Below are 13,910 nucleotides of genomic sequence, written 5' to 3' on the forward strand. Positions count from 1 at the left end.
AGCACATGCCGGCCCCATTTTCCCCCGCGCTTTTAGTCCTCGACTACCCATCCGAAGCCGATCGCATCGCGGCGACCCTGCGCGATTATCTCCTCTCCGTGCGCCGCAAGGGCGTCGTAATCGGGCTTTCCGGAGGCATCGACAGTTCGGTTACCCTGGCCCTTTGCGTCCGCGCCATCGGCGCCGAACGCGTCTTCGGCCTGCATATGCCCGAGCGCGATTCCTCCGAAGACACCCTGGACCTGAGCCAGTCGGTCGCTCGCCATTTCAGCGTCGCTTCCGAGGTGGAAGACATCACCGCGCTCCTCGATGCCGCCGGATGTTACCGTCGCCGCGATGCCGCCATCCGCACCGTGATTCCCGAATACGCGGCCGATTGGAAATGCAAAATCGTGCTCTCCGGCGGGGTCTCCGGAGGCGGCCTCAACGTTTTCCACGTGGTGGCGCAAGCCCCCGACGGCACCCAGACCAAGAAACGACTGCCCCTAGAGGCGTATCTGGGAGTGGTGGCCGCCAGCAATTTCAAGCAGCGCATCCGCAAGATGCTGGAATATTACCATGCCGATCGGCTCAACTACGCCACCACGGGCACGCCGAACCGCCTCGAATACGATCAGGGTTTCTTCGTGAAGCAAGGCGACGGCGCGGCCGATATCAAGCCCATCGCCCATCTGTATAAGACGCAAGTCTATGCGCTGGCCGAATACCTGAACGTACCCGAAGAAATCCGCCGCCGGCCGCCCACCACCGATACCTATTCCCTCCCCCAGGGCCAGGACGAATTCTATTTCGCGCTCCCTTACGCCCAGATGGATTTGTGCCTTCTGGGCAAGAACCGCGGGTATGCGCCCGCGGAAGTGGCTCCCTCGGTCGGGATTACCGCCGAGCAAGTGGAACGTGTCTATAAGGATATCGATGCCAAGCGCAGCGCGACGCGCTACCTGCATCTTGGCCCCAGGCTGGTCGAGGCCGTTACCGAGACGGGAGCGAAGGCATGACATCTGCGGCCAAGCCGTTCGATCGCGAAGAGTATTGGGCGGAACGTTACCGCGTCATCGATCTCACCAAATCGGGCCATATCGATTTGCCCGTCGCCTATAACAAATGGCTTTACCGCCGCAAGGTGGAATGCCTAATGCGTGATTTGCGCCGCGCCGGCTTCCACCCGAAAGGCGCCTCGGTACTTGAAATCGCGACCGGCACCGGAGTCTACGTGGAGGCTTGGAAGGGCGCCGGCGTGGCCCGCCTGGTCGGCATCGACATCAGCCAAGCCGCCACGGATGCCCTACGCGTACGTTTCCCCGCTTACTCCTTCCACAAGCGGGATCTGGGCGAGCCGGGGTTGGCCAAGCTCACCGGCACGGGCTTCGACTTGGTCACGGCGGTGGACATGGTCTACCATATCGTGGAGGACGAACGGTTTCCGGTAGCCCTCGCGAATATGGCCGAAGCGGTAAAGCCGGGAGGGCTGCTCGCCATCCACGACGTGTTCCCCCATCGCGAGGAGCTCGATTTCGGTTATCTCAAGCTGCGGACTTTGGAAACCTTCGTCCGCGCATTGGATAAGGCCGGGTTCGACATCGTCTCGCGCACGCCCACTTTCTTCTTCGCGGTGCAAACCCACGACCACCTTTCCGAGCAAGCGCAAAAACGCATGGACGCCATTTGGGACCGCTTTACGGCGCGCCTCATCCAACGGGCTCCGGGCGCCGCCGGGGCCTTCACCTATGCTATCGACCGCGCGCTGGGCATGGTCCTGCGCGAAGGCCCGTCCTTCGAGATGCTCGTCTGCCGGAGGCGCGGCTGATGAAGAATTGGTATTGGACGATGCGCTCGGAAATCCCCGAGTTCTTCTTCTGGTTCCTGAACCGCCTCCCCGGGAAGACGGGCATCAAGCTGCGCAAGGTGTTCCTGCCGCGGTGGCTGGGGGCTTGCGGAACCAATCCGGTCTTCCACACCAACATCCGCATCACCAATCCCGAACGCCTGAAAATCGGGGATTCCTGCGCCTTCGCCGACGGGACCTTCTTCACCGCGGGCGGCGGCATCACCATCGGCAATTTCGTGGCGACGGGTCCCGACGTCAAGATCTGGTCGGTGAACCATCGCTTCGAGGATCCCGATATCCCTTGGATGGAACAAGGATACGAGCAAAACCCCGTGGTCATCGAGGACGACGTGTGGCTGGGCGCCTCCGTCTTCGTGAAGCCAGGCGTTCGCATCGGCAAGGGAGCGATCATTTCCGCCGGCACCGTGCTTTCGAAATCGGTACCGGCCTTTTCCATCGTGGCGGGAAATCCCGGACGCGTGGTGGGTTGGCGCAAGCGGCCCGAGGGCGGGGGGTCCCCGCTGGAAAAGCCCGGCATCGGCCAGAAGCTCGCCGCAGCGGAATCCCAGGCGGAGGAATGAAGCATGCGCAGAATCATGGCGCTCGGAATCGCATTGCTCGCCCTGTGTTCCTGCGACAAGGAAACCGGTAGCGCGTCCGTGACCGCTTTCGTCCCGGATCCCGGATTGGCCGCCGATCTGGCCAAGACATCAGCCCTGCGCGTTTTCTTCGGCCATCAAAGCGTGGGCGGCAACATCGTTGACGGGCTGGAAGAGTTGCGTTCCCAAGCGGGCGATACTGCCTTCCGCGTGATTCACGGCACCGGGGATTCCGCCTTGCCCCCGGCCTTCTTCGCCGAGGCCAAGGTGGGCAGGAACGGCGATCCCATCGGGAAACTCTCCGACTTCAAGCTTCGGTTGGACGGGCCCTTGCGGGGCAAGGTGAACGTGGCGCTCGTCAAGATCTGCTACGTGGATCTGGCGGCCGGCGCCGGAGTCGATCCGGACTCCCTGTTCGGGGCGTACCGCCGGACCGTACTCGATCTGGAAACGGAACATCCCGGCCTCGTCGTGGTTCCGGTTACCTCGCCGTTGACCGTTCCCGATTTCGGGGCGCGCGGTAGGCTCGACGCCCTCAAAGGGATGCTTGGCCGCTGGCTCGGCCGGCCCGACGACAACGCGCGCCGCGCGCGCTTCAACGCGCGCATACGGGATAGCTTCCGCGATCGGATCATCTTCGACCTGGCCGCGATCGAATCGACCCGTCCCGACGGGACCCTCGTCCGTTACGGCCGCGGGGGATTGGTGGAGGCTCTAGCGCGGGAATACTCTTCCGATGGCGGCCATCTCAATGCCTTGGGGCGCAAGGTCGCCGCGCGCGCATTGTTGCGTACCTTGGCGCGCGTCCCGTCCCGCCCGGTGCCCGTTGGCGACGCGGGAGCCATTGGCGGGCCGCGGCCCAATTCTTAGCTTTCCCCGGAAGATGGTTTCCCCCAGATTCCCAATCTCCGTCCTTTTCGCGGCAGCGCTCGTCTTGGCGATCCATGCGGGAGCCGCCCCCTTGCCGACGGAGCCGCGCTCGGAACACTTCGTAGCCGGAGCGGCGCTTACCATCGAAATCCCCCTCGACACCGCCGGCATCATCCGGGGCGGTTATCCGATCGATTCGACCGGCTTCGTGGATTTACCCATCGTGGGCCGGATCGAGGTGGGCGGCCGCAGCCAGGAAGAAGTCGAGACCTTCCTCTCCGAACGCTTGGCCAACTACCTGAAGGACACCCATCTCAAGGTATCCCCGGCCTGGCGCATCACCTTCCTCGGCCACTTCGCTCATCAGGGCCAGTTTTACGTTCCCCCAAACGCGACGGTGTGGGAGGCCACGCGCATGGCGGGAGGCATCGCGGGAGAGCGGACCTTGGATAAGATCGTGATCTGGCGGGGCGGGCATCTGGTCGATATCCCCTTCCTGGACATGTATTCCCAGGGCCGCACCCTCGCCAACGCCGGTTTCCTCTCCGGGGATATCATCGTGGTTCCGGTGCCGCGCGATAATACCGGCGCATGGTATTGGTTCAAGGAAACCATCGGCGTAACCGCCCAGGTGACCAGCATCGTTACCGGGGTCATCACCCTCTACATCACCTATCTCGTCCTCCAAAACCAGAACGGGCGCTAAGCGTATCCATCCTATGAAAAAGGTCATCCTTGTCTGCGGGGCGCGCCCGAACTTCATGAAAGTCTCGCCGATCATCAAGGCGATGAACGCTTCCGGCAAACTCAAACCCTACCTGGTGCATACCGGCCAGCATTACGACGAGAAAATGTCGAAGTCATTCTTCGATCTATTGCATATCCCCAAACCCGACGTGGACCTGGGAGTGGGATCGGGCAGCCATGCCGAGCAGACGGGCAAGGTGATGGTGGAGTTCGAGAAGGTTTGCCAGCGGGAAAAGCCGGATTTGGTGATCGTGGTCGGCGACGTCAATTCGACCATGGCTTGCACCATTTCCGCGAAGAAGCTTTGGATTCCCGTCGCCCACGTCGAGGCCGGCCTGCGGTCATGGGACATGAAAATGCCCGAAGAGGTGAACCGCGTCGTCACCGATGTGCTTTGCGATCTGTTCTTCACCACCGATCCCGATGCCAACGAGAACTTGCGGCGTTCCGGCGCGCCCGCCGACCGCATCCTCTTCGCCGGCAACGTGATGATCGATACCTTGCTGGACAACGTGGAGCATTCCAAGGACAATCCCATCCTCGAAACGATGGGGGTTAAGCCGAAGGAATATTGCTTCCTGACCATGCATCGCCCTAGCAACGTGGACGATAAGGAAGTGCTATCGGGCCTGTTGGGCGCTTTCGATCATATCCAAAAGCGGATCCCCATCGTATTCCCGGCCCATCCCCGCACGATGAAGATGATCCGCGAGTTCGGGCTGGGGAGCCGGTTCGAGGCCATGTCCGGCATCAAGGTGTGCGAACCCCTGGATTACCACCAGATGCTGAAGCTGAATAAGAATTCGCGCTTCGCGCTCACCGATTCCGGCGGACTCCAGGAAGAAACCACCGTCCTGGGCATTCCTTGCATCACCATGCGCAACAACACCGAACGGCCGGTGACGGTGTCCATCGGGACCAGCGAAGTGGTGGGCAACGATCCCGCGAAGATCATCGACGCCGTCGATCGGATCCTCGCGGGCCGGTGGAAACAGGGCGGCACCCCGGAAGGCTGGGACGGCAAAGCCGGAGAGCGCATCGTGCGCTTGGTCGAAAACTACCTCGGCGCGTGAGCGCTTTACTCCCAGCCATAGCGGCGATAGTAAGATTTTCCGACACGGTTTAGGGAATAACCTGTTTCCGATTTATTCCGTTGGAACGGTTTGCAAGAAAAGGCTGGATCCTCTCTTGAGGAATAATTAACTGATTATGGCCGCGGACGAAATATGAGTAATACTTTGGAATCCATGCGGGGCGAATCTCCGCCTACGATGGGGGCGACCCCGACGGAGGATGCCGTCATGCCCGGCGCCGCCGCATTCCGGTATTCGCCGCGGGAGCAAGCGCGCATCGCCGCCCTGTTCAACCTCATCCCCGAACGCGGCGGGACCGCCCTCGACATCGGGGCGCGGGACGGGTTCCTGAGCGTGCGCCTGTCGCAACGTTATGAAACCGTCATCGCCTGCGATCTCGAGAAACCGGCCTCCGTTCCGCCTTCCCTGGCCTGGGTGGTGGGCGATGCGGCGAGGCTGCCTTTTCCCGATCGCGCCTTCGATTTGGTCATGTGCGTGGAAGTGCTCGAGCATATTCCCGAGCGTTTACTGCGCAGGGTTTGCGCGGAACTGACCCGCGTCACCCGGCGCAATCTGATCATCGGCGTGCCGTACGATCAGGATCTCCGCCTGGGCCGCACCACTTGCGCGACCTGCGGAGGCAAGAATCCCCCTTACGGCCACGTGAACGTTTTCAACGAGTTGAATCTGGAATGCCTGTTCCCCGAATTGCGCGCCGAGAAGACGGAGCTGGTGGGGGAAAGCCAGGAGCGCACCAACGGCGTTTCGGCACGGCTGTACGATTGGGCGGCGAACCCGTATGGGACCTATGAACAGGACGAGCCTTGCATCCATTGCGGAGCCAAGCTGGTCCGTCCCGCCCAACGCAGCCTTCCCCAGCGGGCGTTCGCCTTCGCCGCCACCCACTTGCAGCGGGCGCAGGTCGCCGTCACCGGGCGCCGCTCGAATTGGATGCACGTACTCTACAGCGTCGATCCGAGCCGCTAAGCGAGACATCTGCCAATAGGCCTTGGGTAAGTCAAAATCCAGGGACTTGTTACCGTTCAATCCCGGTAGATGTCTTATTTTGATTCCCGCGTTTACGGCCTTTTCATCCGAAATAACGGTTTCAGGGCCGGAAACATGGGGCGTAATGCGCTTGCTTAGGCCTTAAGGCGGGGCTATAATCTCTAGCCGGCGCCGATTGTTCAAGTCCTCGCCGTTTACGAGGCACGGAATTGCAGGGAGTCACCATGAACGGTTCTAATTTCATCGCTATTCTCCTCGCATCCGCCGCCATTTCCGGTGCCGCGCTCAACGTCCCCCTGGAAGTACACAATTGGGCCGCCGTAGCCCGATCGGGCGAACCCGTTACGGCCGGCATCCCTCTGCCCGCCGGCGCCGTTACCGATCTCTCCAAATTGCGCATCGTCGACGCCGCGGGCAAGAACGTGCCGGCCCAATTCAAGGCCCTAAGCCGGTGGTGGTACGAGAAGAACGATCTCGGCAGCGCCAACCCTTCCGCCAAATGGGTGCTTTGCGACTTCCAGGCCAATGCGGGTTCCCAAGCCGTGGCCGCCTATAGCCTCAAGGACGATGCCCCTTCCGCCGCCACCTCCGGGATCAAGGTCACCGACGCCGCCGACGGCGTCACCGTGGAAACCGGTCCCTTGAAATTCATCGTCTCGAAAAAACGTTCGGGTCCTTTCGAATCGCTATGGTTGGATTCGGACGGGAACGGGCAATTCTCGGACGCGGAACAGATCATCGCTCCGGACGCGGCCAATGCGGCCGTCATTACCGCGGCGGATTGGGCCGCCGGCGGCGCCACCGAGGATCAGGAGCATTCCTCCGCCACCAAGGCTCCCGAACGCGTGGTCATCGAAGAGCAAGGCCCGGTCAAAGTGGTCATCCGCGTGGAAGGCCGCCATTACGCGGCTTCCGGGGGCGCGACCAAGGGATTGTACGGATACCGCGCTTTCATCACCGCCTATGCCGGACTGCCGTTCGTGGACGTGCAATGGGCATTGACCAACACCTATCTGGAGGGCACCGAGCCGGGCACCGGCTCCACTCCCTATGTGGCGTATGTCTGGCCCTTCAAGCAATACCGCCTGGACCTGAACCTGAAATTGGGCGCTTCCCAGACTTATACCTTGCTGGGCGAAACCGAGTCGCAGGGCACGGCGGGGGCGACCGCGGCCACCTTGCACCAGGGCTCGAGCGCCTACACGGTTACGGGGGGCGCGGGAGGGACCGCCGCCAAGGGAGCGGGCGCCCTCAGCGATGGCAGCGTAACGGTGATGGCGGCGGTGCGCGATTTCGCGCCCAACGCTCCGCAAGGGATTTCCATTTCCAAGGGAAAGCTCTCGCTCGAACTCTTCGCCGCTTCCGGGGCTTCGCAATCCCTGGATCCCATGAGCCTCAAGAGCCACCGCTTCCGCCTGGCGTTCACCAAGGGGGCGGCCGCCGCCGGCGCCCTCACCGATTTCTGGAAAGGCGTGGACGCGCCGCTAAAGCTGCTGGCGCCGCGGGAATGGTACCGCGCCACCTTGGCCTGGGACGGCGGCTTCGGCATCCCCCCGGACGCTTCCTGGAACCGCATGGCGCCGTCGGCATGGCAGCGCCTGGCCAAGCCCGCCGCGACGACTTGGCTTACCTGGGGCGAGCTGGAAGAGCAGAACGGCGGCGGCGATCATGAAAACCTCACGAGCTGCTTCTGGAAGTACCTGCTGACCGGCAATCCCAAGGAGTACGAGCTATGGGAAAGCCGCGCCCAGTACTACACGGAAGTCATGCCCATCCAGAGCGGATATAACCGCTGGGACGATTTGAAATTCATGGCCGCGCCCGAAGACCACCTTTCCGCGCCCGGCATTTCCAACATGGATACGCCCGAGAACAATTACTCGATCAAGATCACCGCCTATCCCGGCTATGCCCGGAACCGGGACAACCTTCCCGATTCCGGCCACATGATCAATATGGAGGGCCTGGAATACTACCTGCTGACCGGGGATCCGGGCGTGCGCGACGGCGTGGAAAGCGCCGCCATCCGGGCCGTGTGCTACGTGTTCTTCCGCGCCTACGGCTACTACGGTTATTGGCCTTACCGCGATCACAAAGGCACGAAGCTGGACGTGAACACCGTCGCCATCTTCTCCTACGGGCCCCGTTATATCGCCCGTCCCGGCGTGGTGGCCATGCACGGCTACGAAATCACCGGCGATGATCGTTATCTGTACCCGGCGAAAATCGCCGCCTATTCCAACCGCAATCTCGCGCGTCTCAATCCCATCGGCTATATCGCCAAGGCAAACGACAAGCTGTACATGGGAAACATCGAAACCGTCTGGAAGGCCGCCCATCTCGGCGTGGCCACGCCTGCCTTCTTCTCCGGATCGGATTTCCAAATCGGCATAGCCGTGCGCTGCCTGCGGAATTATTGGGAAGCCACCCATGACGAAAACATCAGCGACGCGGTCATCTTCGCCGGGAAATCCTTCGAGTGGCGCTCGGGCCTGGTCGCCGGCAAGTACACGGGTTTTTCCTACGACGGCTGGGCGGATTACCTATCGGACGGTAAGCGCTATACCGACGTGGGCCTCGCGGGCAGCTTCACGAGTTCGGCCTCGGAGGGCTTCCAGGGGCTCATCAACGGATACCTCGCCAGCGGCCGGAAGGATTTGCTCAAGGTGGTGAACGACGGCAAGCTCGTTTACGCGAGCACATACACCTACGGCAGCGCCGTGGAAATGAAATTGATCAATTTGTGGGAAGCGGATTGGCGGAGCCGCGAACTCGATACCGTGCCCCCCGCCAAGGTCACCGATCTGGCCGTGACGCAGGAAGGGGATCGGCTGGTATTGCGTTGGACCGCTCCGGGCGGCGACGGCGGTTCCGGCAAGGCCGCCAAGTACCAGGTGAAATACGGCCTCTCGCCCATCGTGGATTTCCCCAAGCGCTGGGATGCAACCACCAAGACCGGCTGGCCGGATTTGAACGATCCTTTGCCCGCTACCGATACCGCCTTGCTCCTCAAGGCGAAAGCCTACCAAGAGAAGCAGGAAGTGTCCTTCTGGGGAGCGGAAAACACGACCGGGGAGCCCGCACCGCAATCGGTGGGCGCCAAGGAAACCTTCAAGCCCATCAATATCCCCGGCAATGCCGATTATTACTTCGCCATGGTTTCCTACGACGATGTCGGCAACGTTTCGGACATTTCCAACGTGGCTTTCATCAAGGCGGGGCAATTGGCCGTGCATAAGCCCGCGGGGAAACACGCCGGTTACGCCTTCGCGCGGCCGGGCGCGGTGGCCGATGGGGCCGGCTTCAGCTTGCGCTTGCGGGTTCCCGAGGGGGCCGGCGCCTCCCCGCTTTCCCTGCGCTTCTACGGGATACGCGGCGCCTTGATCAAGGTTCTCCAGGTGGGATCGCTGGCCCCGGGAGCCCGTTCCGTATATTGGGACGGCCGCGACGGCGAAGGCAGGAGAATCGGCGGGCAGAAATTCGTTTGCCGACTGGTGAGCGGAACCGATGTCGAAGACAGCATCGTGCTGACGCGCCCCTGAAGGAATGACCCAATCCGGGCCATTCTTTCTAGATTTGCGGGCGTTTTCCGCCCATTCCGGAGTCATCCTGAAAACAAGAACGTTCTTTGGTACCGGGCGATGAACCGTACCGCCTTTGCGGCGAAGTTGGGCTGATCGATGTGCGGCATCACCGGATACGTGCTCCGTTCGGGGTCGGCGGAAAGCAAGCGGCAGGTGCTCGAGGCCATGTGCGGGCTGATTTCCTATCGCGGCCCGGACGGCTCCGGCGTGCTGATCCAGGGCCAGGCCGCGCTGGGGCATCGCCGGCTTAGCATCATCGATTTGGCCGGCGGCGCGCAGCCCATGGCCACCCCGGACGGATCGCTCACCGTGGTATTCAACGGCGAGATCTACAACTTCCCCGAACTCAAGCGGGAATTGATCGATAAAGGCCATTCCTTCCGCACCAACTCCGATACGGAAGTGCTCTTGCACGGCTACGCCGCCTACGGAACCAAGCTGCTGGCGAAGCTGAACGGCATGTTCGCCTTCGCGTTGTGGGACGACAAGCGCAAGGTGCTCTTCGCCGCGCGCGATCGCATGGGCAAGAAGCCGTTCTACTACCATGCCACCGGCGAACGGATCATTTTCGCCTCGGAGATGAAATCGCTACTGGCCGAACCGGAAGTGCCGCGCCGCCTGGACCCGGAGGCCATCGACGATTTCTTCTCGTTCGGCTACATACCGGCGCCGCGCACCGCTTTCCTGGATGTGCAGAAACTGCGTCCGGGCCATTTCCTGCTTTGGGAAGACGGGAAAACCCGCGTCGAGAAGTACTGGGACGTGCGTTATGCGCCCGACCCCGATTGCAAAACCGAAAACGATTACGTCGACAAGCTGGAAACCCTGCTGCAGGCGGCCGTGAAGCGCCGCCTCATCAGCGACGTCCCGCTCGGCGCGTTCCTGAGCGGCGGCCTCGATTCCAGCGTCATCGTGGGCCTGATGGCGCGCGTCTCCGGCGAGCCCGTGCGCACCTTCACGATCGGCTTCGAGGAGAAGGAATTCAACGAGCTGGAGGACGCGCGCGTCGTGTCCGATGCCTTCGGCACCCTGCATCGCGAGCATATCGTGCGGCCCGACGCCTTGTCCATCCTGCCGTCCCTGGTATGGCATTTCGACGAGCCCTTCGCGGACTCTTCCGCCGTGCCCACCTATTACGTATGCCAGGCGGCCCGCCGCGAGGTGACGGTGATCCTTTCCGGCGACGGCGGCGACGAGTTGTTCGCCGGCTACAACGCCTATTTGGGGCGGGATCGTTACGATAAGTACAAAGCCATCCCGGCCCCCCTGCGCCGCATGGTCTGCGGGACGGCCGGGCGCCTATTGCCCTGGAACGCGCCGGGCCGCAACCTGATGCGCCGCTTGGGGCACCTGGAGGCTTTCGAACGCGGCGACATCCCCGAGTTATTCCCGCCCATCAAGGAAGCCCTGTACGCGCGCGAATGGGGCCGCAAGCTGACCGAGCGCGATCCCGCCTCCGTCTTCGCTTATTGGGAGGGCGCCCCGGCGTCCGGCCTCAGCCGCCTGCAATACCTGGATACCAAGGTCTATCTGCCCGAGGACATCCTCACCAAGGTCGATCGCATGTCCATGGCCAACTCCCTGGAAACGCGTGCGCCCCTGCTGGACTATACCGTGGTCGAATTCGCCGCTTCCATCCCGCCCGCATTGCAGATCAAGGACGGCAAGGGGAAGTACATCCTCCGCAAATTGGCCGGGCGCTTTTTGACGCCCCGGGTATTGGCCAAGAAGAAGCAGGGATTCGCGATCCCCCGCGAGAAGTGGTTCCAGGGCGCCTTGCGCGATTTCGCGCGCGATATTTTGACCAGCCCCCGCTTCCGGCAGCGGGGATTCTTCCGCCAGGACATGGTCGAAATGATGCTGCGCGAGCATGATCGGGGATCCCGCGACTACAGCATCTGGATCTGGAGCCTTATCAATTTCGAACTGTGGAACCAGGCCTTCCTGGACGGCGATACCCGGAAAATCTGAGCGGAGAGCGAGCGCGTATGGGAGCAATTTGCGTGATAGTCAATCGCCGGGAAAGCGAGCCGGCGCGCACCGATGTCGTGGACGCCATGCTCCGGGAAGCCGTGGCCGCCCGCAGCGGGAATCCGGCCCAGCCGCTTCCCGCGCCCGCCAGCCGGGCCTTTTCCAACGTGGCGGCCGGCGCCATCGACGCCCTCAAGGGGGATTCCGGGCAATGCCTGTACGAGGACGAAGCCGTGCTTGTGGCTTGCGACGCGGAGATTTACAACGGCAAGGAATTGGCCGGTAGCGCCGGCGTCCCCGAGAACGCCGGCGAAGCGGCCTTGATCGCGGCTTTGTACCGGCGGCATGGGGAATCGTGGTTCGAAAAGGTGGCCGGCATTTACGGGGTCTTCATATACGACAAGGGCAAGCGCAAGGGATTGGCCTTTTCCGATCGCCTGGGCGTGCGGCCCTTGATCGTCCACGAGGACGACGAGCGCATCGTGGTGGCCACGTATTTGGCCTCTCTGGCCGGATTGCCGGGCTTCCAGGCTACGCTCGATCACCAAGCCGTGTGCAGCTACCTGTTCATGGAGATGATCCCCACGCCTTTCACCATCTACCGTTCGGCGCGCAAGCTGGAAGGCGGCCATGTCTTGCGCATTTCCGGCGGGCGGACGGAAACGGCGCGCGTGTGGAACATGAAATACCCCGAGCCGAAGCTGGCGGACGAAGGCGAAATGATCGCCGGCATGCGGCGCCTGATGCGGCAATCGGTGCAGCGCCAGGCCGCCCTCGGGGTGAAGACCCCGGAAGAACTCGGATCCTTTCTCAGCGGCGGAACCGATTCCAGCCTCATCGCCGGCTTGCTCAGCGAATTGAACCCGGGCCGGGCGAAAACCTTCACCATCGGTTTCGAAGAGCCCGGCTACGATGAAATGGAATTTTCCCGCATCGCCAGCAACCGCTTCAAGACCAAGGCCGACGAATACTACGTGACCCGGGACGATATTGTCGACGCCTTGCCCCTGATCGTGCGCGCTTTCGACGAGCCTTTCGCCAACTCCTCCGTCATCCCCACCTATTTCTGCGCCCGGCGCGCGCGCGAATCCGGCGTGCGCGTGATCATGGGAGGGGACGGGGGCGACGAGATTTTCGGAGGCAACTCCCGCTACCGCGATTATTACCAGGATTTCCACCGCTTCAATCCCGCCGTGGAAATGGCGATGTCGCTGGCGGTGGGGGCGACCCCCAAGTGGGCCCAGGTAGGCCCCATGCGCAAGGTGGCCAATTACCTGGCGCGTAAGCATGCGCCTTTGCACGAGCGCATCCACGCGTATGATTTGTCCTTCTATTTCGGCAAACGCGAGAACATCTTCGCCGCCGGTTTCCTGGCCGGCCAGGGCCAGTTCCTGAACGCCCAGGAAATCGCGCGCCGCATCCTGGAAGGCGCCGAGACCACGGATGAATTGGATCGTTACCTGTATCACGATTTGAAGAATACCTTGATGGACAACGATCTCCGCAAGGTGAACACCATGACCGAGCTGGCGGGAGTGCAGGTGCGCTATCCCTTCCTCGATACCGAACTGGTGGAGTTCACCGGGCTTATCCCCTCCAACCTCAAGGTGAAGGATGGCGCGCTCCGCTACCTGTACAAGGAAGCCTTCAAGGATATCCTGCCGCTGGAGATCATCAACAAGAAGAAGCACGGCTTCGGGCTGCCGGTGGTGCAGTGGATGTTCCGCAAGGGACGATTCAACGACATGCTGCGCGACGCGCTTTTCGATGGGCGCCTCAAGGCGCGCGGCATCTTCCACGACGCCTTCGTGGACGGCCTGTACAAGCGGGCCCAGGCGGACAAGACGGCCTATTTCGGATACTTCCTTTATTACATTTTTTTCCTGGAACTCTGGCTGCGGGAACATGTCGACGGGAGCGCCAGCCGCGCATCGTCGCGATTCTCCGCCGCCGCCGGGGTTCCGGGCTCATCGGGAAGGGACCTATGACGGAAGACATCAAGGAAAGCGTACGGAAGATCGTGGCCCGCAGCGTGGGCGGCGAATACCGGGACAAGCCCATCCCCGACGGCATGAAGTTGATCGGAAATCTGCTCGACTCCATGGCCGTGAACAGCTTGATCGTGGCGCTGGAGGAGAATTTCGGATTCGCCTTCGAGGACGAAGAACTTTCCGCCGAGTCCTTCGAAACCGTCGAGTCGCTGGCGGAACTCGTGAAAAGAAAGCTCTAA

The 13,910-nt window shown here is 62.1% G+C and carries 11 protein-coding genes; all 11 read left to right on the top strand.

Annotated elements, in window-relative coordinates; translation table 11 throughout:
• Positions 1 to 5 precede the first annotated feature (5 nt).
• The 11 genes from nadE (at position 6) to JF616_02975 (ending at position 13,910) form a co-directional block, all read left to right on the top strand.
• On the top strand, positions 6 to 998 hold the full coding sequence (nadE, locus tag JF616_02925) for an NAD(+) synthase (protein ID MBW8886688.1): 993 nt from the start codon (positions 6 to 8) through the stop codon (positions 996 to 998).
• A complete protein-coding gene (locus JF616_02930) occupies positions 995 to 1,807 on the top strand; it encodes a class I SAM-dependent methyltransferase (GenBank protein ID MBW8886689.1) in 813 nt (270 codons plus the stop codon). The genes nadE and JF616_02930 overlap by 4 nt, the downstream gene beginning before the upstream one ends.
• The gene (locus JF616_02935; GenBank protein MBW8886690.1) at positions 1,807 to 2,409 is read left to right on the top strand and encodes an acyltransferase; all 603 of its coding nucleotides are present in this window, start codon (positions 1,807 to 1,809) and stop codon (positions 2,407 to 2,409) included. The genes JF616_02930 and JF616_02935 overlap by 1 nt, the downstream gene beginning before the upstream one ends.
• A gap of 3 nt (positions 2,410 to 2,412) precedes the next feature.
• Positions 2,413 to 3,297: an SGNH/GDSL hydrolase family protein gene (locus JF616_02940; protein MBW8886691.1), complete on the top strand. Its 885-nt coding sequence runs from the start codon at positions 2,413 to 2,415 to the stop codon at positions 3,295 to 3,297.
• A gap of 91 nt (positions 3,298 to 3,388) precedes the next feature.
• Positions 3,389 to 4,003, top strand: coding sequence for a polysaccharide biosynthesis/export family protein (locus tag JF616_02945; protein MBW8886692.1), 615 nt, complete (start codon positions 3,389 to 3,391; stop codon positions 4,001 to 4,003).
• A 13-nt stretch (positions 4,004 to 4,016) separates the two neighbouring features.
• Positions 4,017 to 5,117: a UDP-N-acetylglucosamine 2-epimerase (non-hydrolyzing) gene (wecB, locus tag JF616_02950; GenBank protein ID MBW8886693.1), complete on the top strand. Its 1,101-nt coding sequence runs from the start codon at positions 4,017 to 4,019 to the stop codon at positions 5,115 to 5,117.
• Positions 5,118 to 5,345: 228 nt separating this feature from the next.
• The gene (locus JF616_02955) at positions 5,346 to 6,104 is read left to right on the top strand and encodes a class I SAM-dependent methyltransferase (GenBank protein MBW8886694.1); all 759 of its coding nucleotides are present in this window, start codon (positions 5,346 to 5,348) and stop codon (positions 6,102 to 6,104) included.
• Between the two features lie 245 nt (positions 6,105 to 6,349).
• A complete protein-coding gene (locus tag JF616_02960) occupies positions 6,350 to 9,667 on the top strand; it encodes a hypothetical protein (GenBank protein ID MBW8886695.1) in 3,318 nt (1,105 codons plus the stop codon).
• A 138-nt stretch (positions 9,668 to 9,805) separates the two neighbouring features.
• Positions 9,806 to 11,680 (top strand): asparagine synthase (glutamine-hydrolyzing), encoded by a 1,875-nt coding sequence (gene asnB, locus JF616_02965; GenBank protein MBW8886696.1) that lies wholly within the window; start codon positions 9,806 to 9,808, stop codon positions 11,678 to 11,680.
• Between the two features lie 32 nt (positions 11,681 to 11,712).
• Entirely contained in the window at positions 11,713 to 13,668 is a 1,956-nt protein-coding gene (locus JF616_02970; protein ID MBW8886697.1) for a hypothetical protein, read from the top strand.
• Positions 13,669 to 13,751: 83 nt separating this feature from the next.
• Entirely contained in the window at positions 13,752 to 13,910 is a 159-nt protein-coding gene (locus JF616_02975) for an acyl carrier protein (protein ID MBW8886698.1), read from the top strand.

This window comes from Fibrobacterota bacterium (assembly GCA_019509785.1).
Lineage (GTDB): Bacteria > Fibrobacterota > Fibrobacteria > UBA11236 > UBA11236 > Chersky-265.